General features: G+C 69.3%; 21 protein-coding genes. 7 read left to right on the forward strand and 14 right to left on the reverse strand.

All coding sequences use genetic code 11. The annotated features are described in order from the left end of the window. From ACE3QP_RS10340 to kduI, 8 genes are all read right to left on the reverse strand, one after another. On the reverse strand, nt 1-745 hold a 745-nt coding region (locus ACE3QP_RS10340; protein WP_374435819.1), incomplete at its 3' end, for a pectinesterase family protein. After that, the gene (locus ACE3QP_RS10345) at nt 742-1,905 is read right to left on the reverse strand and encodes an oligogalacturonate lyase family protein (protein WP_374435821.1); all 1,164 of its coding nucleotides are present in this window, start codon (nt 1,903-1,905) and stop codon (nt 742-744) included. The genes ACE3QP_RS10340 and ACE3QP_RS10345, both read right to left, overlap by 4 nt. After that, nucleotides 1,902-3,179: an ABC transporter substrate-binding protein gene (locus ACE3QP_RS10350; RefSeq protein ID WP_374435823.1), complete on the reverse strand. Its 1,278-nt coding sequence runs from the start codon at nt 3,177-3,179 to the stop codon at nt 1,902-1,904. The genes ACE3QP_RS10345 and ACE3QP_RS10350 overlap by 4 nt, the downstream gene beginning before the upstream one ends. Further along, complete coding sequence (locus ACE3QP_RS10355) at nt 3,176-4,279, reverse strand: ABC transporter ATP-binding protein (protein ID WP_374435825.1); 1,104 nt, start codon at nt 4,277-4,279, stop codon at nt 3,176-3,178. The genes ACE3QP_RS10350 and ACE3QP_RS10355 overlap by 4 nt, the downstream gene beginning before the upstream one ends. Before the next feature lie 3 nt (nt 4,280-4,282). Beyond that, complete coding sequence (locus ACE3QP_RS10360; RefSeq protein WP_374435826.1) at nt 4,283-5,119, reverse strand: carbohydrate ABC transporter permease; 837 nt, start codon at nt 5,117-5,119, stop codon at nt 4,283-4,285. After that, nucleotides 5,116-6,003: a carbohydrate ABC transporter permease gene (locus ACE3QP_RS10365; protein WP_374435828.1), complete on the reverse strand. Its 888-nt coding sequence runs from the start codon at nt 6,001-6,003 to the stop codon at nt 5,116-5,118. Before ACE3QP_RS10365 ends, ACE3QP_RS10360 begins: the two co-directional genes overlap by 4 nt. Before the next feature lie 70 nt (nt 6,004-6,073). Further along, the gene (gene kduD / locus ACE3QP_RS10370; protein ID WP_374435830.1) at nt 6,074-6,835 is read right to left on the reverse strand and encodes a 2-dehydro-3-deoxy-D-gluconate 5-dehydrogenase KduD; all 762 of its coding nucleotides are present in this window, start codon (nt 6,833-6,835) and stop codon (nt 6,074-6,076) included. Between the two features lie 8 nt (nt 6,836-6,843). Beyond that, nucleotides 6,844-7,680, reverse strand: a complete 837-nt coding sequence (gene kduI / locus ACE3QP_RS10375; protein WP_374435832.1) for a 5-dehydro-4-deoxy-D-glucuronate isomerase — start codon at nt 7,678-7,680, stop codon at nt 6,844-6,846. Between the two features lie 175 nt (nt 7,681-7,855). Between kduI and ACE3QP_RS10380 the strand changes: the two genes are divergently transcribed. From ACE3QP_RS10380 to ACE3QP_RS10395, 4 genes are all read left to right on the forward strand, one after another. Next, nucleotides 7,856-8,188: a cupin domain-containing protein gene (locus ACE3QP_RS10380; RefSeq protein ID WP_374435834.1), complete on the forward strand. Its 333-nt coding sequence runs from the start codon at nt 7,856-7,858 to the stop codon at nt 8,186-8,188. 132 nt (nt 8,189-8,320) lie between these two features. Further along, nucleotides 8,321-11,239 carry a TonB-dependent receptor gene (locus ACE3QP_RS10385; RefSeq protein WP_374435836.1) on the forward strand — a complete coding sequence of 973 codons (2,919 nt, stop codon included), beginning with the start codon at nt 8,321-8,323 and terminating at the stop codon, nt 11,237-11,239. Beyond that, nucleotides 11,217-11,945 (forward strand): rhamnogalacturonan acetylesterase, encoded by a 729-nt coding sequence (locus ACE3QP_RS10390; RefSeq protein WP_374435838.1) that lies wholly within the window; start codon nt 11,217-11,219, stop codon nt 11,943-11,945. The genes ACE3QP_RS10385 and ACE3QP_RS10390 overlap by 23 nt, the downstream gene beginning before the upstream one ends. A gap of 13 nt (nt 11,946-11,958) precedes the next feature. After that, the gene (locus ACE3QP_RS10395) at nt 11,959-12,453 is read left to right on the forward strand and encodes a YgjV family protein (protein WP_374435840.1); all 495 of its coding nucleotides are present in this window, start codon (nt 11,959-11,961) and stop codon (nt 12,451-12,453) included. Between the two features lie 7 nt (nt 12,454-12,460). On the opposite strand, the gene ACE3QP_RS10400 is transcribed toward ACE3QP_RS10395, so the two are convergent. The 4 genes from ACE3QP_RS10400 to ACE3QP_RS10415 all read right to left on the reverse strand — a co-directional run bounded on the left by ACE3QP_RS10400 (nt 12,461) and on the right by ACE3QP_RS10415 (nt 15,939). After that, entirely contained in the window at nt 12,461-13,384 is a 924-nt protein-coding gene (locus ACE3QP_RS10400; protein ID WP_374435843.1) for a sugar kinase, read from the reverse strand. Between the two features lie 150 nt (nt 13,385-13,534). After that, nucleotides 13,535-14,317: a hypothetical protein gene (locus ACE3QP_RS10405; protein ID WP_374435845.1), complete on the reverse strand. Its 783-nt coding sequence runs from the start codon at nt 14,315-14,317 to the stop codon at nt 13,535-13,537. Between the two features lie 3 nt (nt 14,318-14,320). Then, nucleotides 14,321-15,133, reverse strand: coding sequence for a hypothetical protein (locus tag ACE3QP_RS10410; protein WP_374435847.1), 813 nt, complete (start codon nt 15,131-15,133; stop codon nt 14,321-14,323). 80 nt (nt 15,134-15,213) lie between these two features. Continuing rightward, nucleotides 15,214-15,939 carry a pirin family protein gene (locus ACE3QP_RS10415; RefSeq protein ID WP_374435849.1) on the reverse strand — a complete coding sequence of 242 codons (726 nt, stop codon included), beginning with the start codon at nt 15,937-15,939 and terminating at the stop codon, nt 15,214-15,216. 109 nt (nt 15,940-16,048) lie between these two features. Here ACE3QP_RS10415 and ACE3QP_RS10420 point away from each other — a divergent pair, with 109 nt between their 5' ends. Genes ACE3QP_RS10420 through ACE3QP_RS10430 form a run of 3 tightly spaced genes read left to right on the forward strand, consistent with a single transcriptional unit; the run spans nt 16,049 to nt 18,265 of the window. After that, nucleotides 16,049-17,029 (forward strand): LysR family transcriptional regulator, encoded by a 981-nt coding sequence (locus tag ACE3QP_RS10420; protein ID WP_374435996.1) that lies wholly within the window; start codon nt 16,049-16,051, stop codon nt 17,027-17,029. Further along, nucleotides 17,029-17,904, forward strand: a complete 876-nt coding sequence (gene gluQRS / locus ACE3QP_RS10425; RefSeq protein WP_374435851.1) for a tRNA glutamyl-Q(34) synthetase GluQRS — start codon at nt 17,029-17,031, stop codon at nt 17,902-17,904. Before ACE3QP_RS10420 ends, gluQRS begins: the two co-directional genes overlap by 1 nt. A 13-nt stretch (nt 17,905-17,917) precedes the next feature. Beyond that, nucleotides 17,918-18,265, forward strand: coding sequence for an FKBP-type peptidyl-prolyl cis-trans isomerase (locus ACE3QP_RS10430; protein ID WP_198112387.1), 348 nt, complete (start codon nt 17,918-17,920; stop codon nt 18,263-18,265). Here the strand turns inward: ACE3QP_RS10430 and ACE3QP_RS10435 are convergent, their stop codons facing one another. Together ACE3QP_RS10435 and ACE3QP_RS10440 are read right to left on the reverse strand one after the other, a co-directional pair. Next, the gene (locus ACE3QP_RS10435) at nt 18,266-19,684 is read right to left on the reverse strand and encodes a DUF1501 domain-containing protein (RefSeq protein ID WP_374435853.1); all 1,419 of its coding nucleotides are present in this window, start codon (nt 19,682-19,684) and stop codon (nt 18,266-18,268) included. Nucleotides 19,685-19,692: 8 nt separating this feature from the next. Then, complete coding sequence (locus ACE3QP_RS10440; protein ID WP_374435855.1) at nt 19,693-21,777, reverse strand: DUF1800 family protein; 2,085 nt, start codon at nt 21,775-21,777, stop codon at nt 19,693-19,695. Nucleotides 21,778-21,826: the final 49 nt, after the last annotated feature.

Below are 21,826 nucleotides of genomic sequence, written 5' to 3' on the forward strand. Positions count from 1 at the left end.
TCAGGCTGTGCTCGATCAGCAGGCGCGCGCTGCCGAAGATGAAGTCCACATCGCCGGCGATGCGGCTGTGCGCCACGCGCACGCGGCCGGGGCCGTCGGCATAGAAGGTGTCCTGGTGGCCCAGCAGGCTCACCGCATCGAGCTGGATGCGGTCGCCGCGCGTCAGCAGGGCCACGGCCTGGGCACCACCGCTCTCGCCCGCGCCGCTCGGGTAGCCCTGGCCGGCGCGCACGCCCTCCAGGGCGTCGTTGGCCACCGTCAGGCCGGCCAGGCGCACTTCGTCCTGGGCGATGACCAGGGTGGCGCTGCCGGCCGTGCCCACGCTGCGCTGGCCCCAGCCCGGCACGCAGGGCTGGGCCGCCGCCTCGGGGGACTTGGCCTGGCCGGCGTGACGGTTGTCGACCAGGCGCACCGCACCGGGCTCGCCCACGCCATAGAGCGTGAGGGGCCCGAGGCCGCGCAGGCAGACCGGGCCGCGATACTCGCCGGGTTCGATGCGCACGTAGCGGCGCGCACCGCTGGACGGAGGCAAGGCGTCCAGCAGAGCCTGCAGGGATTGGCCGGGGCGCAGCACGGCGTCGGCCGGCCATTGCGCGCGCGCGCTGTCGGGCTCGGGCGTCCAGTCGCCCAGCCAGGCTTCCCGCGTGAAGGCGGCGGCCTGCTCCGCACTCAGCTGCGGTCGTTCCTGAGCCCAGGCCGTACCCAGCAAGAGCGCCACCATCACGGTCAGCAGCCAGGCCTTCATGTCGGATCGGCCAAATCAGCGAGGTACAGCGCGGGCTCGCCCTCGGCATCGCAGCTGAACAGCACCTGCGTCTCGTCCGGCGTGAACGAGGGGTGCGGGTGCGTGACCTGGCGGTTGCCCTTGTAGACGCCCCAGCTGCTGTCGTGCCGCGCCACGCGGCGGGTGCTGCCGGCCTTCAGGTCGAACAGGTGCAGGAAGGGATCGGTGCGGATTTCATGGGCCGCGCCATCGGCCACGTCGGCGGGCGAGCCGCAGCCGTCGCCGATCAAGAGCGTGCCGTCCGGGTTGCTCATCAGGTGCGAGCAGGGCGGCATCTGGGTCAGCACGCGGTCCTGCAGGGTCAGCGGGTCCAGGCTACGGATCCAGCGCTCGCGCTCGCCCTTGCGGTAGGACACATAGACCATGGCCGAGCCATCGGGCACCCAGAACTCGTGCGTGCAGCTCTCGCCCTCGGCGTGCACCTTGGCGCAGCGGCGGTTCGTGCCGTCCTCGTTGATGAACCACATGCGTGCGTCCACAAGATCGTGCGGGCCCTCGTGGCAGTAGGCCACGGTGTGGTCGTCAAAGGGCCGGTACTGCGGGTGGCCCAACCAGCCCTGCTGTTCCAGGATGACGCTGCGCTCGCCGGTGGCCAGGTCGATGCGGATCAGCCGGCAGCGCGGCTTGGCATGGAACATCTGGTGGAACTTCTGCCAATCGCTCAGAGGGAACCAGTCGTCGGCATGGATCTCGATGCCCACCATGCGCGTGCAGGCCGAGTTGGCCACCCAGGTGCCATAACCCACCCAGCCGGCGGGCACGGTGTAGACGACCTCTTCGCTCAAATCGGCCAGCGCCAGGCGGACCAGCTGGCGCTCCTGGCGCACGAAGTAGAGGTGACGGTCGTCCGGGCTCAGGAAGCCGCCGAAGCTGTTCTCGCCAGGCTGGTCGGTGAGCTGGGTGCTGACCTGGCGGTCCAGGTCGAGCAGGTGGTAGTTGAAGTCCTTACCGCCTTCGTAGGCTGCGCCGTAGACGAGCCGGCGCCCGTCGTTGGTGAAGCACTTTTGATAGAAGTAGGTGCGGTGGCTGGCCACGTCCAACGGCGTCAGGCGCGTCACGCGGGCGCCGGTGTCCGGGTCCTGCCGGGTGACGAATTGCAGCGGGCGTTCGAGGTGTTTCATAGGCGGTGAAGCAGGGCGTTGCCCTCGCGCACCAGGCGACGGGCGGCGTCCTGGTCGGTGGTCTTGGCGTACGCGACGGTCTCGAAGACCTCGCGCATGAACTTGAGGAAGCGGGCGTGCTCGAACAGCGGCGCGGGGTGGCGCAGGCGACCGGCCTCGCGCTGGGCGCGGATCTGCTCGTGGGCGGCCAGTTCCAGCGGGGGAAGTCCACCCTGGGCTCTCAGCACCTCCAGCGCGCTGCGCGCCGAGGGCAGGCCGCGCGTGCGGCCCAGCAACTTGGCGGCCTCGGGGTCGCAGAGCAGGAAGTTCATCAGGCGCGTCGCCCATTCGGCCTGCGCGCTGCTGCGGCCCACGGCGTACATCACGGTGGGGCGGCCGAACAGGCCGCTGTCCTGGGCGCCGGGCAGGGTCGGGAACTCGCCCAAGGCCAATTGGTCGGCGCTGGGCAGCGTGGAAGCCCGCAGGCCGATGAGCGAATCCCAGGTGTAGTTGCCGGCCCAGCGGCCGGCCACCCAGTCGGGCTGCTGCTCAGTGGGCTTCTCGGCCCCGCCCAGGCTGGCGCGCAGGGGCAGCGGGGTGCACACCTGCTCATCCACCAGCCGGCGGTAGCAGCGCACCCAGTCCAGCGCCGCGGCCTCGCTCATGGCGATGCGACGCGCGTCGGGGTCCACGAAGGGCGTGCCGTGGCGCTGCTGCACCCAGCTCTGGGACAGCAGCATCATGTCGTAGAGCTCGCCGTCCAGCGGGTAATGGCCCTCGCCCAATGCCTTGCGGAAGGCGCGGCCGCTGGCGAAGAGCTCATCCCAGTTCGTGGGCAGGGCCAGCCCGGCGCGCTGGAAGCTGAGGCGGTTCCACAGCATCACGCGCGCGCTGAAGGAGGTGGGCAGGGCATTGAGCTTGCCGGCCACCTCGCCATAAGCCAGGTCGGCCGGGCTGAACTGGTCCAGCTGCAGGCGGCGGGCCTGGGCGTGCAGGTCGGCAAAGCCGTTGCCGCGCTTGCTGAACATCGCCAGCCAGGCCCAGTTGATCTGCATGAGATCGGGCTCGGAGCGGCCGGCGATCTGCGTGGTCAGGCGCTCCAGATAGCCGTTGAAGCCCATGTACTCGGCCTTGACGCGCAGGCCGGGGTGGCGGCGCTCGAACAGGCGCAGCGCGGCCAGCGTGGCCTGGTGGCGGCTGCTGCCCCCCCACCAGGCGAAGCGCAGCACGCGTTCCGTCTGGGCATGGACGAAGGGGGCGACGGCCCCGAGGCCGAGAACCAGGCGGCGCTTCATGCCAGGAAAGAGGCGCCGGCCTCGTCCGCAGCGAAGAGCTGCGCGTGCTGCATCTGGAACTGCAGCGTCAGCGTAGAGCCGCGTGCCAGGTTCATCAGGGCTGCGCCCTGCTCGGCCGGCACACGCGCGCTGAAGGCCTGGCCCTGCGCCTCGGCATGCAGGTAGACCTCGGCCCCCATGTGCTCGCAAAAACGCAGCTGGGCCGGCACGGCGACGCTGTGCGCGCCGGCCTGCAGGCCGATGTGCTCGGGGCGCAGGCCGAACTGCACCGGGCCGCTGGAGGGCCGAAAGCGGCCGGCGGGCAGCGGCAGGCGCAGCGTGCCCAGGCCCACCGTGTCGCCCTCGCGCGGCGTCTGGAACAGGTTCATCTCGGGCGAGCCGATGAAGCCGGCCACGAAAGCATTGGCCGGCCGCTCGTACAGCGCCGTGGGGGTGTCGACCTGCTGGATCACGCCGCCCTTGAGCACGCAGATGCGCTCGCCCATGGTCATGGCCTCGGTCTGGTCGTGCGTCACGTAAATGGTGGTGGCGGGCTGGCCGGCCTCGCGCAAGCTGCGGTGCAGCTCGGTCAGGCGCACGCGCATGGCGGCGCGCAGCTTGGCGTCCAGATTGGAGAGCGGCTCGTCGAACAGGAACACCTCGGGCTTCTTGACGATGGCGCGGCCCACCGCCACGCGCTGCGCCTGGCCGCCGCTGAGCTGCTTGGGGTAGCGCTCCAGCAGGTGCTCCATTTCCAGCAGCGTGGCGGCATGGCGCACGCGTTGGTCCAGCTCGGCCTTGGGCGTCTTGGCCAGGCGCAGGCCGAAGGCGAGGTTCTCGTACACCGTCATGTGCGGGTACAGCGCGTAGTTCTGGAACACCATGGCAATGCCGCGCTGCTTGGGCGCCAAGTCGTTCACCGCGCGGTTGCCGATGCGCAGCTCACCGCCGCTGATGGACTCCAGCCCCGCCACCATGCGCAGCAGCGTGGACTTGGCGCAGCCCGAAGGGCCGACGAAGACCATGAACTCGCCGTCCTTCACCTCCAGGTCCACGCCATGCACAGCCTTGAAGCCGTTGGGGTAGACCTTCTCGATCTTGCTCAGGGTGACTGCCGCCACGACTTATCCCTTCACGCCACTGCTGGTGGCGCCCTCGATGAAATGCTTCTGCGCGGCGAAGAACACCAGCACGGACGGAATCAGGGCCACCACCGAGATGGCGATGACGTTGGCCCACTCAACTTCCTCGGTGGCGCCGATGCTCATCTTGAGCGCCAGGCTGACCGGGTATTTCTCCACCGAGGCCAGGTAGATCAGCGGGCCCATGAAGTCGTTCATCGTCCAGATGAACTGGAACACGATGACGGAAATGATGGCCGGCTTGAGCAGCGGCACCACGATGTGCCAGAGCAGCTGCAGCGCGTTGCAGCCGTCGATCTGCGCGGCCTCTTCCATGTCGCGCGGGATGCCGCGCAGGAACTGCACCAGCATGAAGACAAAGAAGGTGTCGGTGGCGAAGGCTGAGGGGACGATCAGCGGCAGGTAGCTGTCCAGCCAGCCGATCTCGCGGAACACCAGGTACTGCGGCAGCCGCAGCACGATCAGCGGCAGCATCATGGTGGCGATCATGATGCTGAAGAGCAGCTTCTTGCCCCAGAACTCGAAGCGCGCGAAGGCGTAGGCCACCAGCACGCAGCTGATCACCGTCACGACGATGCGCGGGATGGTGATCAGGAAGCTGTTCAGGAAGTAGGTCGCGAAGGTGTACTCGGTGCTGGTCTTCCAGCCCTTGGCATACGCGCCGAAATCGAACTGGCTGGGCCAGAAGCCAGCCGAGGCAAAGATCTCGCTATTGCTCTTGAACGAGGCGCCGATCAGCCAGATCAGCGGATAGAGCATCACCGCCGCCACGGCGGCGAGCGTGAGGTAGCGCAGCCACGGGGTCTTGGGCGCCTTCACTTCTTGCTCTCCTTTTCCCCGGCATAGAACACCCAGTACTTGCTGCTCCAGAAGGACAGCAGGGCCAGGCCCCCCACCAGCGCGAACAGCACCCAGCTCAGCGCCGCGCCGTAGCCCAAGTTGAAGAAACGGAAGCTCTGGTCGTAGATGTAGAGCGCCAGCACGTAGGTGGAGTGCAGCGGGCCGCCCTCGGTGATCATGTAGGGGCCGTTGAACTCCTGGAACGCGTGCACCATCTGCATGATCAGGTTGAAGAAGATCACCGGCGTGATGAGCGGCACGGTGATGCGCCAGAACTGCTGGGTCTTGCTGGCACCGTCGATCTCGGCGGCTTCGTAGAGCGAGGTCGGCACGTTCTGCAAGGCGGCCAGAAAGATCACCATGGCCGAGCCGAACTGCCAGGTGAAGAGCAGCACCACGGTCCACATCGAGTAGTGCTCATCGGCCAGCCAGGCAATGGGCTCCATCCCCAGCTGCGCCAGCACCAGATTGACGAGCCCGTTCTTGGCGAACAGAAAGCGCCACAGCACCGCCGTGGCAATGCTGCCGCCCAGGATGGACGGGATGTAGAACGCCGCGCGAAAGGCATTGATGCCGCGCAGCTTGAAATTCAGCACATGGGCGATGAAGAGCGCAAAGCCCACGCGCAAGGGCACGGCCAGCACGGCGAACCAAAGCGTGACGCCGAGCGACTTGGTGAACAGCGGATCCGCCGTGGCCAGCTCGGCGTAATTGCGCAGCCCCACCCACTCGGGCGGGTCGATCAGGTCGTACTGCGTGAAGCTGAGCGCAAAGCTCATCACGAAGGGGAAGAGCTTGAACAGCAGCACCCCCAGCACGAAGGGCAATACGAACAGGAAGCCGAGGCGCTTGTTTTCGTACACGGTGGGTCGATCAGTGACTGTGAATCCGCCGCTCAGCGGAGGGCTCGGTGCGGGTCAGCGACGCAGGCTTTCACCGTGCCAACCAGCCACCGTCAACCGCCACCGTGTAGCCGTTGACGTAATCCGACGCCTGCGAAGCCAGGAACACCACCGGCCCGCCCAGATCCTCCGGTCTGCCCCAGCGGCCGGCCGGGATGCGCTCCAGGATGGAGGCGTTGCGCGCCTCATCCGCCCGCAGCGCGGCGGTGTTGTTGGTGGCCATGTAGCCGGGGGCGATGGCGTTGACATTGATGCCGTGCTGCGCCCATTCGTTGGCCATCAGCCGGGTGATGCCCATGACGCCGCTCTTGCTCGCCGTGTACGAGGGCACGCGCACGCCGCCCTGGAAGCTGAGCATCGAGGCGATGTTGATGATCTTGCCGCCCTTGCCCTGGGCCAGGAAGGTCTTGGCCACCGCCTGCGACAGGAAGAACACCGACTTCAGGTTGAGGTCGATGACATCGTCCCAATCGGCCTCGCTGAACTTGATCGCATCCTCGCGGCGGATGATGCCGGCGTTGTTCACCAGGATGTGGACCTCGCCATTCAGGGTCTTGGCCTGGGTGATGAGATCGGGGATGCAGGCGATGTCCGCCAGGTTGGCGCGCAGGTCCAGGAAGCGCCGGCCCAGGGCCTCGACCTGGCGGCGCGTGTCCTCGGGCGCGGAGACATTGACGCCGACGATGTCGGCCCCCGCCTGCGCCAGCGCCACGGCCATGCCCTGGCCCAGGCCGGTGTTGCAGCCGGTGACGATGGCCGTCTTGCCGGCCAGCTGAAAGTGTTCGAGCACCATGGCAGGCCTTAGCGGAGGGTGGTCATGGGCACGTGGTCCATGTCCTTGAAGACCTGGTTCTCTCCCACCATGCCCCAGATGAAGGTGTAGGCGCGCGTGCCCACGCCGCTGTGGATGGACCAGCTCGGGTTGATGACGGCCTGCTCGTTGCGCACCACCACATGGCGCGTCTCGGTGGGCTCGCCCAGCATGTGGAAGACCACCGCGTCCTCGCTCATGTCGAAGTAGAAGTAGACCTCCATGCGGCGGTCGTGCGTGTGGCAGGGCATGGTGTTCCACAGGCTGCCGCTCTCCAGCTGGGTCAGGCCCATCAGCAGCTGGCAGGTGGGCAACACGTCCGGCACCAGGTATTTGTAGATGGTGCGGCGGTTGCTGGTTTCGGCGCTGCCCAGGGTCTCGGGGCTGGCCTCGGCCTGCGTCACCTTGCGGGTGGGGTAGCTGGTGTGCGCCGGCGCGCTGTTGAAGTAGAGCTTGGCGGGTTGAGCGGCATCGACCGACTCAAAGGCCAGCTCGCGGGCGCCCTGCCCCACGTACAGCGCCTCGCGGGCGCCGATTTCGAACACCGTGCCATCCACCGTCACGCGCGCCGCGCCGCCGATGTTGATCAGGCCCAGCTCGCGGCGCTGCAGGAAGAAATCGGTGCCGGTGTGCTTGCCCAGCTCGGCCGCGAAGGCGACGGCCTTCGTCACCGGCTGGATGCCGCCCACGATGATGCGATCGATCTGGCTGTAGGTCAGCGTCGCCTGGTCGGGCTGGAACAGGGTCTCTACCAGGAAGTGACGGCGCAGGCCGGCGGTATCCAGGCTGCGGGCGTGTTCGCTATGAATGGGTTGACGGATTTCCATGGGGTGTCCTTGGCTGGATCGGATGAGTTGAAACGCAGTTCCGAACTCGCGCTGGCTCGCAGCATAGGTGCTGGCGGCGAAACCGCGGAATCATGGTTTTCAATTAGTGAACCGCTGTTCCACTTTTGCACGAGACCGCTATAGTCCGCCACAACGTAAAGCGAAACACCGTTCCATGAGCCCTTATTTCATTGACGCGGACACGCCCTGGACCGAGCTGGGCGACGGCATCCGCCGCAAGATCGTCGGCCACACGCCCGAGCTGATGTCGGTGCTGGTGCAGTTTGACGAAGGCGCCGTCGGCACGCCCCATGCCCACGATGCGCACGATCAGATTGCCTTCGTCCTCAAGGGCCGCTTCGAGTGCGAGGTGGGCGGCGTGACACGCGTGCTCAAGCCGGGCGACGCCTTCGTGGCGCCGCGCCTGACGCTGCATGGCGTGAAGGCCCTGGACGCCGGCGCCACCCTGCTGGACCAGTTCTCGCCCCGCCGCGACGACTACCTCTGAACAGAAACCGGATGGCCGGGCCGGCACTGCAGCCGCCCCGACCCTGAACACCGGGTGCCCTGCGTGCGCCCCAGAACGAACCCGCCGGCCGCGCCCCTTCGCCGCCGCGCCACACGCACCTGGAGACCCGTGATGCCCACCCTCAAGCCCCACCCCGTGGCCCTGGCCGCCAGCCTGCTGGCCAGCGCCGCCGCCCTGGCGCAAACCCCGCCGGCCAAGGACGAGAAGACCCAGCTGGATGCCGTCGTCGTCACCGGCATCCGCGCCTCGCTCGAATCCGCCCTGAACGCCAAGCGCCAGGACAAGGGCATCGTCGACGTCATCAAGTCCGAGGACATCGCCAAGTTCCCCGACACCAATCTGGCCGAATCCCTGCAGCGCATCCCCGGCGTGGTGATCGACCGCGACGCCGGCGAGGGCCGCAACATCACCGTGCGCGGCCTGGGGGCTGACTTCACCCGCGTGCGCATCAACGGCATCGAGGCCCTGGCCACCACCGGCGGCACCGACAGCAGCGGCGGCGCCAACCGCAGCCGCGGCTTCGACTTCAACGTCTTCGCCGCCGAACTCTTCAACAGCTTGACGGTGCGCAAGAGCAACCAGGCCGATGTGGACGAGGGCTCGCTGGGCGCCACCGTGGATCTGCAGGCCGCCCGGCCCTTCGACCTGAAGCGCTTCGTGGCCACCGGTTCGGTGAAGGCCAAGTACAACGACCTCAGCGGCGAGACCGACCCGCGCCTGGCCTTCCTGGTCTCCAACACCTGGGCCAACGAAACCCTCGGCCTGCTCGTGTCTGGCGCCTACTCCAAACGCCGCCTGTTCGAGGAAGGCTTCTCCACCGTGCGCTGGGACAACGGCGCCTCCTCCGGCGGCTGGTGCGCCCCCAACGGCGTGACCAACAACCCCGCCAACAGCACGGCCACCAGCTGCGGCCCCAGCGCCCAGGGCGTGGGCCGCCTGCCCGCCAGCGCCGAGAACACCGCCGACTACAACCTCGCCAGCAGCGCCGCCAACTTCCACCCCCGCCTGCCGCGCTACGGGCGCCTGACGCACGACCAGGACCGCCTGGGCCTGACCGCCTCGGCCCAATGGCGCCCGGCCGACACCACCCTCGTCAGCCTGGACCTGCTGTACTCCAAGCTGGACGCCACGCGCCAGGAAGACTTCCTCGAAGCCATCAGCTTCAGCCGCACCGCCGCCCAGGGCGGCAAGCCCCAGACCAGCGTGCTGCAGGCCGAGTACGCCGCCAATGGCGCCCTGCTCTACGGCCGCTACAACGGCGTGGACATCCGCTCCGAATCGCGCTTCGACGAACTCACGACCACCTTCACCCAGCCCAGCCTGACGGTGGAGCATGAGTTCACCGACACCCTGCGCGGCGCAGTGAAGATCGGCCGCGCCGACAGCAAGTTCCGCAACCCGGTGCAGACCACCACCACGCTGGATGCGCTGAACGTCAACGGCTATGTGCTGGACTTCCGCGCCAACGACCGCCTGCCCGTCATCGCCTACCCCTTCGACCCCGCGCAGGCGGGTGGCGCCCTGCAGATCGTGGGCGTGCCGGTGGTGGCCAGCGGCACCCAGCCCACCACGGTGCCCAACACCACCACCAGCGAGATCCGCATCCGCCCCCAGGGCGCCAACAACGTCAACGAGATCGGCCAGGCCGATCTCGTCTGGGACGCCCTGCCCAATCAGCTGACGCTCAAGGCCGGCGCCCAGCACAAGAAGTACCGCTTCGACACCTACGAATTCCGGCGCATCAACCAGAACGACACCGTGTTCGCCCCGGCCACCGGCAGCGCGCTCACCACCCAACTCAGCGGCTTCGGCAAGGGCCTGAGCCTGCCCGAGGGCACGCCCACCACCTGGCTGATTCCCGACCTGCGCGCCATCGCCGCCGCCTACGACATCTACTGCAACTGCCTGAAGAGCGGCCCGGCCGGCGGCCCCGGCGACTTCACGCTCAGCTCCACCACCAATGGCAATGCGCGCGGCAACAACCGCGCCGTGCAGGAAACCGACCAGGGCGCCTACCTGATGGCCGAGTTCACGCAGCGCCCCTTCGGCATCCGCGTGGACGGCAATGTGGGCGTGCGCTACGTCAGGACCGAGCAGGTCGCCACCGGCTACCAGTCGATCGGCGGCGGCACCGAGGTCACCACCACCAACCGCTACAGCGACACCCTGCCCTCGCTCAACCTCAGCGCCACGCTCACGCCCGAGCTGCTGCTGCGCGTGGCCGCTGCCAAGGCCATGTCGCGCCCCCAGCTGGGCAATCTGAACCCGGGCGGCTCCATCGCCACCACCGGCACGCTCAGCATCACGGCCGGCAACCCCTACCTCAAGCCCTTCCGCGCCAAGACCTTCGACACCAGCCTGGAGTGGTACCACGGCAAGAGCGCCTTCATCGGCCTGGGCCTGTTCCAGAAGAACATCAGCACCTACATCCAGAGCCTGCGCACCAATATGGCCTTCAAGGAGACCGGCTTGCCGCTCTCCCTGCTGCCCAGCAACTTCACCGGCGACGAGGTGTTCCAGTTCACCTCCCCCATCAATACCGACGGCGGCAAGTTGCAGGGCTTCGAGATCAACATCCAGCAGCCGCTGAGCTTCCTGCCCGGTTGGGGCAAGCACTTCGGCGTGCTGCTGAACTACACGCAGGTGAAGAGCAAGATCACCTACCTGGTCTCGCCCACCAGCAACGCCACCATCGTGGACGACCTGCTCAACATGAGCCCCAAGTCCAGCAACGCCACGCTGTACTACGACGACGGCGAGTTCAGCGCCCGCGTCTCGCTCTCCAAGCGCTCCGCCTTCCTGACCCGCGTGCCGGGCCAGAACAACAACGACGTCGAGGGCAAGAACGGCAGCAGCAATGTGGACCTCTCGCTGACCTACAAGCTCAACAAGAACCTGGACCTGACGCTGGAGGGCGTGAACCTCACCAACGAGGCCAACGACCAGTTCATCAGCCGCGCGCGCAACAGCTCGGTGGTCTATCACGTCACCGGCCGGGAGTTCCTGCTTGGGGCGCGCTACAAGTTCTAAGTGCGCGGCGCTGCTGGCGGCGCTGGCGTTCGGCGCCGCCGCTGCGGCCCAGGGCAGCCCGCCCGCCGGCCCGCGCCTGATCCTGGTGGGCGACTCCACCCTGGCGCCCCGCAGCGGCTACGGCAATGCCCTGTGCGCTGAGTTCCAGCAGCTGCCCTGCCTGAACCTGGCGCGCGGCGGGCGCAGCAGCAAAAGCTACCGCGCCGAAGGCCTGTGGCAGACCGTGCTGGCGCTACTGAACGAGACCGGCGCGCCGCAGCAGAACCTGGTGCTGATCCAGTTCGGCCACAACGACCAACCTGGCAAGCCCGGCCGCAGCACCGATCTGGCCACCGAGTTCGGCCCCAACCTGGCCGCGTATGTGCAGGAGCTGCGGGCCGCGGGCGGCCAGGTACTGCTGATCACCCCCCTGGCGCGCCGCAGCTTCAAGGAAGGCGCCCTGCCGAACGACTTGCGCCCCTGGGCCGAGGCCACGCTGCGCGTGGGCGCCGAGCTGGGGGTGCCGGTGCTGGACCTGAACGCCAGCAGCCACGCCACCGTGCAGGCCCTGGGCCAGGCCGGGGCGGACGCGCTGGCCGAGGCCCCACCGCGCTTTGACCGCACCCACCTCGGCCCCCAGGGTGCCGCCCTGTTCGCCGCCCAAGTGCGCGACGGCCTGCTGCGCCTGCGGCCCGAGCTGGCGGCGGGCCTCACCCTGCGGCCCTGAGCTTGAAGCCCCGATGGACGCGCTGCTGAGCCCCGCCCAGCTGCTGGGCTACGCCGCTTTTGTCTTCGGCGTGGCCTGTTTCGCGCAGACCGACGACCGCCGCTTCAAGCTCTTCATGGCGGCCGAATGCGCGGCCTACATCGGCCACTTCTGGCTGCTGGGCCAACCCACCGCGGTGGCCAGCACCACGGTCTCGCTGCTGCGCTCATTGGCGTCTTTGAAGGCGCGCAGCGCGGCGCTGGGCCTGGGCTTCATGGCCCTCTCGGCCGGCCTGGGGCTTTGGCTGATGCAAGGCTGGCTCTCGCTGCTGCCGATCGCCGCCAGCTGCATCGGTACCTTTGCGCTGTTCTTCCTGCAGGGCCTGCGCATGCGCGCGCTGATGCTGGTGGGCACCCTGCTCTGGCTGCTGAACAACCTGCTCGTGGGCTCGATTGGCGGCACGGCACTGGAGGCGGTGCTGGCCGCCACCAATGCGCACACGATCTGGCGGCTCTGGCGATCGCGCTAGAGCAGAGTCAGAGCAAATCCTGCATCGCCTCGCGCGGAATCACCGCCCCGGGGTGCTGGATCACGCGCGCGGCCAGGCGGTTGCCGAAGTCGGCCGCCTGCGCCGGCGCTTCACCGCGCAGGCGGCGGCTGAGGTAGCCGCCGGCAAAGGAGTCCCCAGCGGCGGTGGTATCCACCACACGCGCCACGGGCTGGGTGGGCACCTCGGTCCACGCGCCCGCGCCGCGCACCAGCGTGGGCGCGGCACCGCGCTTGAGCACGAGCTCGGGCACCGCCAGGTCTTGCGCGGCCGCCACGGCGGCCGCGGCGCTGGGCAGATCGAACAGGGCCTGGTGGTCATCGGTGGTGATCAGCGCCAGCGAGGCCACGGCGAAGGCGCGCTCGAACCAATGCCGCGCCGTGGCTGCATCGCGCCACAGGATGGGGCGGTAGTTGTTGTCGAAGGCCACCCAGCGGCCGGCAGCCCGCAGGCGCGCCGCCAGCTGCAGCAGGCGCTCGCGCCCGGCGTCCGGCAGGATGGCCAGGCTGATGCCCGAGAACAGCAGCGCATCGAGCCCGCCCTCGGCCTGCTCCAGCGGGGTCGGCTCGGTGCAGTCGAAGTAGTCGCGCGCGGCACTTTGGCCGCGCCAGAAGTGGAAGCGGCGCTCGCCCTGTGCATCCAGCTCGATCTGGTACAGGCCCGGCCGGCGCCCAGGCAGCCGGCGCACCAGCGAGAGCTCCAGGCCCTCGCCGCCCCAGCGCTGCAACAGGGCCTCGCTCAGGCTGTCATCACCCAGCGCGCTGGCGTAGCTGACCTTCGCCGGGCCGCAACGCGCCAGGTAGCAGGCGGCATTGAAGGTGTCTCCGCCGTAGTGCTGGCGCAGTTGGCCAAAGGCCGGCCCCTGCAGCTCCAGCATGCATTCGCCCACGGCGGCAACCCGGATGGTCTCCATATTGAACCTATCGCATTAATTTACTTAAAACGTCGTTTCAAGTGTATGGGAGAGCCGGGCTGAAGCCATCCGCGTTGCCCCCAGTGCGGCGCTGAAATGAAAACGCCCGCTGTCGCGGGCGTTGGGCGGGGGAGCATGGGGCGTGGCAGCTCAAGGGCGCCGTGCGAACTCAACCGGCAGCTCGCTGCGCGGCAAGGCCACCAGCAGCACCGGGTAGGTGATGACCGCGGTGCAGGCGATGCCGGGCGGGATGGGGCGCTCGCGGTAAGCCACCAGCAGCTTGCCGGCCTCGGCACGCACGTCCGCGATCTCCAACGAGGCACAGCCGCTGCTGCCCTGCTCGGCAATGGCCAGCACCATGTCCTGGCCGAAGTCCACCTGCGGCGCCGGGCGGTAGGGGCTGCTCTGCAGCTGCCAGGCGTCCACCAGGGCCTTGAACTCGGCGGCACTGCGGACGACCCGCTGCTCGCTCGGCGCAGCCTCGACCAAGCCGCGGTGCAGGTTCAGCACCTCCCAGGCCTGCACCTGCACACTGATCTGCGCGCTCACGCCGGGGAAGTCCTCGCGCTCCACCCGCACGTGGTACTGGCCCACCTGCGGTGGCGCCGTGTACTGGCCGCTCAGGGCATCGATGCGGCCGCCCTCGGCCTCCAGCACCGACCAGCGCACCGGCTGGCGGATGTACATGACGTTGGGCGGGTAGTTGGTGTCCGCACTGAAGCGCCAGCTCTGGCCCACGCGCAGGCTGAGCTCGGGCGCTGGCACGCTCAGGCGCGGCACGAAGGCATCGCGCGCCAGCACGGTCACCTCCACCGTGGCCCCGATGCCGGCGAAGTCGTCCCGCACCACCTGGACGTGATAAGTGCCGGGCTGGGCCGGGGCCTGGTAGGCACCGCTCAGGGCGTCGATGCTGCCGCCCCCCGCCTCCACCACGCTTCAGCGCAGCGGCTGGCGCAGGTAGCGCACATTCGGCGGGTAATTGGTAATCGCCGTGAAGCGATGGCTTTGCCCGGCTGCGAGCGTGAGCTTGTTTTCTGCCAGCGCCAGGGTGGGCACGAAGGCGGCGGGTTCAGGCAAGGGCCCACCGCTGGCCAGCAGGCGCGCCCAGCCGCTCCATTGCTCGGCGCTGGCGCGTTCCTTCAGAGCGTCCAGCAGCTTGTCCTGCGGGTCGGTCGAGGGCTGGCCGGGCGTGGCGGCCTTCAGGGGCGTGGCCACCAGGTCCGGCAGCGCGCTCAGGTCCACCACGCCGTTGAGCAGGCGGCGCACGTCGCTCTCGGCAGCGCGCACCTCGGCGGAGCTGGGCGCGCTGGCCGGGTTGAAGCCGTCAAACAGGCTGGCGGCGTCCTTGCGGCTGGCGCGCAGCACCAGCAGCTCGGTCAGCGGAGTGATGTTGGCCAGCGCCTGCTCGCCCGCCCCCAGGGCGAGCGAGTGCAGGCGGGTGCCGTCGCTCGCGCTCACGCGCAGCAAGCAGGGCTGGCTGGCGCCGCTGAGCTGCAGGCGGAAGCCGCCATCGGCCGCTGTGGTGGCCGTGGCCTCAGCACCCGCGCACTTGGCCTGCACGCTGGCATTCGCCAGCGCCAGACCCACCGCCGCGGTGCCGCTCAGCGTCAGGCTCTGGGGCGCCGGCAACGGTGCCGGTACGGGTGCCGGGTTGGAGCCGCCGCCACCGCAGGCGGCCAGCAGACAAAGCAGGCCGGCCAGCAGCGGCAGGCGTGGGTTCGAAGCGCTTCTGGAAATGGGGCTGGACATGGGAACTCCCGCTCGACGCGGCGCAGGAGTGTCCCTCGCACCCCGTGGAGCGAACCACGGGGTGCGGGTAAGCGGGTGTTTCAGCGGCCGAGGTCGAACACCAGCACCTCGGCCTGCTCGCCCTGCTCGAACTGCAGGCGCAGCGCGGCGCCGGCCCCCGGCTCCAGTTGCAGCGCATCGCCCGCGGCCAGGCGCTCGCCATTCACCACCAGGCTGCCGCGCGCCACATGCAAATAAGCCAGGCGGCCCGGGGCCAGCGTCAGCTCGGCCTGTTCGGCGCCATCGAAGCGGCCGGCGAACAGGCGCGCGTCCGAATTGATGGCCACCAGCCCACCTTCGGGTGCGGCCAGCAGGCCCAGGCGGCCGCGCAGGCTGGCCGGCTCGATCGCCGCCTGCTCATAACCCGGCGCACCTCCGCGGCTGCGCGGCAGCAGCCAGATCTGCAGCAGGTGCACGGGTGCGGCGCTGTGGTTCATCTCGCTATGCAGCACGCCGCTGCCGGCGCTCATGCGCTGGATTTCGCCCGGGCGGATCACCCCGGCATGGGCGCCGCCGGCTTCCCCGTTGCCCATCGAATCCTTGTGCGAGAGCTCGCCGTCCAGGATGTAGGTGACGATCTCCATGTCCCGGTGGCCATGCGTGCCAAAACCACTGTGCGGCGCCACGCGGTCTTCGTTGATGACACGCAGCACGCCGAAGCCCATGCGGCTGGGCTCGTACCAGTCGGCAAAGGAAAAGCTGTGCTTGGCCTGCAGCCAACCGTGGTTGGCGGCACCGCGCTGTTCGGAACGAAAGACCGTTTGCATGGCAGAGCTCCTAGGGAATGCCCTCACTCTAGGGGCTGCGCCCCGCCCGGTGGGCAAGGCAGGATGACGAGGTCGTTCAAATCCTTTAAACCCAGGCTGAGCCATGCACATCGCCGACAAGCGCAGCGTCCTCACGCCCGACGCCCTCGCCATGGTGGACGCGATTGCCCGCACCGGCAGTTTTGCCGGCGCCGCACGCGAACTGGGCAAGGTGCCCTCGGCCCTGACCTACTCGGTGCGCCAACTCGAAGACGCCATGGACGTGCTGCTGTTCGACCGCAGCGCGCGCCACGCCCAGCTCACCGCCGCCGGCCAGGAGCTGCTGCTCGAAGGCCGCCGCCTGCTGATCGAGATCGATGCCGTGGCCAACCGCGTCAAGCGCATCGCCACCGGCTGGGAGGCCGAGCTGACGATCGCTGCCGATGACGTCATCGCCCGCGCACCACTGTTCGACCTGATCCAGTCCTTCCAGACCCAGCAGATCGAGCCCTGCCCGCATGCGCCGGGCAAGCCCGCCAGCGGCCCCGAGCACCCGCCCACGCGCTTGCGCGTGCGCACCGAGGTGCTGTCCGGCACCTGGGAGGCCCTGGTGTCCGGCCAGGCCGATTTGGCCATCGGCACCAATTCCTCGCCGCCGGGCTCGCACATCAGCTGCGAGGTCATCGGTGAGCTGGGCTTCGTGTTCGTCATCGCCCCCAGCCACCCGCTGGCCGCTGTGGACGAGGCGCTGACGGCGCAGCAGATCGCCCAGCACCGCATCATTGCCGTGGCCGACACCGCCCGCCAGCTCACCCAAATGACGCTGGGCGTGGTGCCCGGTCAGGACGTGCTGACCCTGCCCACGCTGCAGAGCAAGCTCGAAGCCACGCTGCGTGGCCTGGGCTGCGGCTGGCTGCCCGAGCCCATGGTGCGCGAACCCCTGGAGCGCGGCCTGCTGGTACGCAAGACCACCTTTGACGACCGCCGCATCACCCTGCACTACGCCTGGCGCGTGGGCGCGCAGCCGCCCGGCAAGGCCCTGAGCTGGTGGCTGCAGCAGCTCAAGAGCGAGGCCACGCGGCGCGCCCTGCTCGAACACCACCGGCTCTGATGGCCTACGTCGGTCGTTTCGCTCCGTCGCCGACGGGGCCGCTGCACGCCGGCTCGGTGCTGGCGGCGCTGGGCAGCTGGCTGGATGCGCGCGCCCACCAGGGGCGCTGGCTGGTGCGAATCGAGGATGTCGACCGGCCGCGCTGCCCGCCCGGCACCGACCAGCTCATCCTGCGCCAGCTCGATGCCCTGGGCCTGCGAGCCGACGCGCCACCGAGCTGGCAGTCGCAGCGCGAGGCGCTGTACGAGCAGGCGCTGCAGCGCCTCATCGCCGCCGACCTGGCCTACCCCTGCGCCTGCACGCGCAAGGAACTCGCCGCCGCCCAGGGCGAGCGCGCAAGGCATGGCGAGCGGGTCTACCCCGGCACCTGCCGGCCCGAGAACGGCGGCCTGCGCGGCCGGCCAGCGCGCGCTTGGCGCTTCCGGGTGCCGGCGGGCGTGGTGCACTGGCAGGACCGCCGCCTGGGCCTCCAGCAGCAGGATGTGGCCCAGGCCGTGGGCGACTTCGTGCTGCGGCGCGCTGATGGCCTGTGGGCCTACCAGTTGGCGGTGGTGGTGGACGACGCCGAGCAAGGCATCACCGACGTGGTACGCGGCGAGGACCTGGCCGACAACACGCCCCGCCAGATCCAGCTGCAACAGGCGCTGGGCCTGCCCACGCCGCGCTACCTGCACCTGCCCCTGGTGCTGGCGGCCGATGGCCAGAAGCTCTCCAAGCAGAACGGCGCCGCCGCCTTCGACAGCAGCCAACCCCTGCAGGCGCTGCAGGCCGCCGCCACGGCCCTCGGTCTGCAGGGCATGCCCGCGTCCGCCACGCTGCCTGAGTGGCTCCACGCCGCCACCCGGGCCTGGGCCGCGACAATCGCGCCCTTTTGACCGGAGCCATTCCATGAACACCCTGCCCAGCGGCCTGCAATTTGAAGACACCACCGTCGGTGAAGGCGCCGAAGCCCAAGCCGGCCGCACCGTGCGCGTGCACTACACCGGCTGGCTGTGGAAAGACGGCGAAAAGGGCGCCAAGTTCGACAGCAGCAAGGACCGCGGCCAGCCCTTCCACTTCCACCTCGGCGGCGGCGAAGTGATCCGCGGCTGGGACGAGGGCGTGCAGGGCATGAAGGAAGGCGGCACCCGCGTGCTGATCATCCCGCCCGAGCTGGGCTATGGCGCGCGCGGCGCCGGCGGCGTCATCCCGCCGAACGCCACGCTCTGCTTCGAAGTCGACCTTCTGAAAGCCTGATCAACCCAGCACGCCCAAGGGCGTGCTGGAGAAATTGCCCAGATTGGGCAGAACGTAGGGCAGCTCGGTGGCGCTCAGGCCCATCCAGCGGCCCAGCTCGGCGCCCAGCTGCGTGACGGCTGTGCTCGGCAGCAGGCGGCCCGAGCCCACGTCGTCGGCCGTTCCCAGTGCCGTGACCGGGAAGTTGCCGTAGATGTTGCGGCCGCGCACGGCACCGCCGACGACGAAATGGTGCGAGCCCCAGCCGTGGTCGCTGCCGTCGCCATTGCTCACCAGGGTGCGACCAAATTCCGAGGCCGTGAAGAGCGTGACCTGGTTCTGCAGGCCCAAGGCGGTGAGGGCCTGCATGAACCAGTCCACCGACAGCGCCACGCGCGCCATGTGGTTGGGTTGGTCGCGCAGCTGGCTGTTGTGGGTGTCAAAGCCGCCGAGCGACACCATGAAGACCTGGCGGCGCAGACCCAGGCGCTGGCCGCTTTCCACCAGGCGCGCCACCATGCGCAGCTGCTTGGCCAGGCCGTCATTGGCCAGCGTCACCGCGTTGGCCGCGCCCAGTTGCACGGGCGTCGTCGGCAAGGCCGCGGTCTGGGTCTGCGCCAGCGCGGCCTGCAGGGCGGCACTGGTGTCCAGCGAGCGGCGCATCACCGCCGCGTACTCGGCCGAATAGGGGTCGTTGCCTGCCGCCACCAGGGTGCGGCGCAGCACGCCGGCCAGCTGGGACGAACCCAGGGTCCAGCTGTTGCTCAGGCCCCGCACGCCCACCGGCCCCTCGCTGCCCACCTGGTATTGCACCGCCTGCGCGCCACTGAGGAACACGGCATTGCCACTGACCGAGATGGCCGTGAACACTGGCTGGGCGTTGGCGGACATCAGGATGTCGCCCATGCGCCCACCCCAGCCGCTGGGCGCGCCCTCGGCCTGCAAGGACTGCCAGGCCGAGGTCTGGTCGTTGTGCGAGAAGAGCTTGGGCGGCAGGTTGCGGCCCTGCTGGAAGTCGGTCTTGCTGACCGGTCGCTGCAGCGGACCCACATTGGCCAGCACGGCGGCACGGCCCCCTTCGTAGAGCGCGCGCAGCGGCGCCAGCTCGGCCGGCATGCCGAAGCTGCGACCGCTGGCCTGGCGGTTCTGGCTGATGGGCTGCAGGCTGGCCAGCGGCACGGCGAGCTCGCGTCGGGCGGCGGCATAGGGTGCGTAGTTGGCGCTGTCGGTTGGCACCACCCAGTTGTGCATGTCGCTGCCGCCATGCAGGTACAGGCAGACCAGGGCACGGTAGCCGGTGGAGACATCGGCCGCCTGGGCCGATTGGTTGGCCAGGGTGCCCAAGCCGGCAAGGCTGAGCGCCAGCGGCGTGGCCGGGCCAACGGCCGAGAGCGCGGCGGCGCTGCGCAGGAACTGGCGGCGGGAAGCGGTTTGGCTCATGGCGGGTCTCACTGGATGTTGAACTCGGGGGCGCTGAGCGCCACGTACACGGCGATGCGGACCCGGTTGAGCTGACTGGCGGCGTCGTTGCCGCCCACCCCGGCCATGGCCTCGATCAAGGCCGACTGCAGCGCCGCCGACATGCGGCCCGCATACAGCTGATGGTTCAGGCGCTGCACCACGGCCTGGGCGTTGCCGGTGTTGAGCAGGGCCACGAGCGGCGTGTAGTCGGCCACCACATCGGCGCTGCTGCCGTTCCAGCCCAGGCCGCTGCCGGCCATGGACTCGGCGCGGTTCACCCAGGTGGCGGTGCTGCCCTCGTTGACGATCTGGAACTCCGGCGCCACCCCACCCTGCTGGGCGATGACGGTGCCCGGCGGCGTGTAGCCGGGGCGGAAGTAGCCGAACACCGAGGGCGCGTTCGTCACCATCTGCGCCAGCGGCTCGAAGTCGTAGACCATCTGGAACTCGCCGCTGGGCGAGCGGGCGTCGAAGGCGCGCAGCCAATGCGCCACGCGCAGCACGGGCTCGCGCAGCTTGCCGGCGCTGGGCAGCACGGGCGAGTTCTGTGCCCAGCCAGCTTCGACGTCCAGCAGCACGGCGCGCACGGTGGCAGCCAGGTCGCCGCGCACACCGCGGCCGTTGTTGGCGAAGGCCGCCGCCACGCGCTGCACATAGGCCGGGCTGGGGTTGCTGCGGGTGAAGCGCTGGATCAGCTGCTTGGCCACGAAGGGACCCATATTGGGGTGCTGGAACAGCGCATCCAGCGCCAGCTTCAGGCGCTGCGCCGGCGCCGCGCTGCCCGGAATGGCCACGGCGTTGGGCTTGCCGGCGAACAGCACGACATCCGCCGTGGAGGCCTGGCCGGGGTAGGCCTTCATGCGCTGCAGGTCGATCTGCGTATCGGCTGCGGCGCTGTAGTCCGGGCTCTTCCAGCGGAAGGTGCTCTCTGTGAGCTGGTTGTCCGGGAAGGCCCATGACCATCCGGTGAACACCTTGGCCAGGGCCATCACGTCGGCATTGGTGTAGGTCTCGATCGGCTGGCCGTTGGCGTCCTTCCTCACGCTGCCATCGGAGTTCAGCTCGTGCAGGCCGATGGTGAAAAGCTGCATCAGCTCGCGCGCGAAGTTCTCGTCCGGCATGCGGCCCGTCGCCGGGTCTTCCTTGCGGTTGCGGATGTGCGAGAGGTAGATGCCCATGGCCGGGCTGAGCGCGATGTCCTCGATCAGCTGGCGGTAGTTGCCAAAGGCGTGGCGGTTCAGGATGTCGAGGTAGTTCGCGTAGGCGCGCTGGTGGTGGTAGAGGTTCGAGTCCGCCATCGACACCATCAGAATGTGGTGCAGCGCGAGCGCCGTGCGGCGGCGCAGCTGGTCCTGCCCCTGCGCCACACCCGCCCAGAAGCGCTGCGGCAGCCAGCGCGTCTGGTACTTGCTGCCATTGGGCCGGTAGTCGGCCCCCAGCGCGTACTTGGCCTGGATGTGGTTCACGAAGTCGTTGCTCGGCTGCATGGCCATCTGGTCGGCGATCCAGCGCGTCGGGCTGCTCTGGCTGGCCAGGGTCTCGGCCTCGCCCGGGCGCGGCCCGAAGCCTGCCTGCAGCAGGAAGCGGGTGGCCTGCGCCACCGCGGGCGACGGCGGCGTGGCAGCGGCCGGCCAGCGCAGGCGCAGCGCCGCGTTCCAGTAGATGCCGCTCTGGCCGGGGCGGGTGTCCACGCCGTCGAAGGCGGCGGCGCCCTTGCCGCGGTCGATCAGGGCGGTGGGGGCCGTGGGCAGCACGGTGGTGGCGCCGCTGCTCAAGTAGTCCACGTAAAGGTTGCGGTCCTCGCCGTTGGCGGCCGCGTCATTGGTGAACACCACGTCCACCTGGGCGCCGGCAGAGAGCGTCGGCACCTCCAGGCTGAAGGTCTGGGCGCTGGTGTTGTTGATCTGCAGGGTGCGCACCAGCGCGCCGTTGACACGGACTTCCACGCTGGGGCCCACGCCCTGCACCAGGCTGCCGTAGGCACGCAGGTTCAGGGTGTCGGCCGCGGCGCCGGCGCACAGGGCCAGCAGCAAGGGCAGGAATACAAGTCGCGGGGAAGTTGAGGCGGCCATGGCAGCAATCTCGGCATTGGAGGCGGCCCGATTGGCGCATGGCCCGGCG

The sequence above is a fragment of the Inhella sp. genome (genome assembly GCF_041912635.1).
GTDB lineage: Bacteria > Pseudomonadota > Gammaproteobacteria > Burkholderiales > Burkholderiaceae_C > Inhella.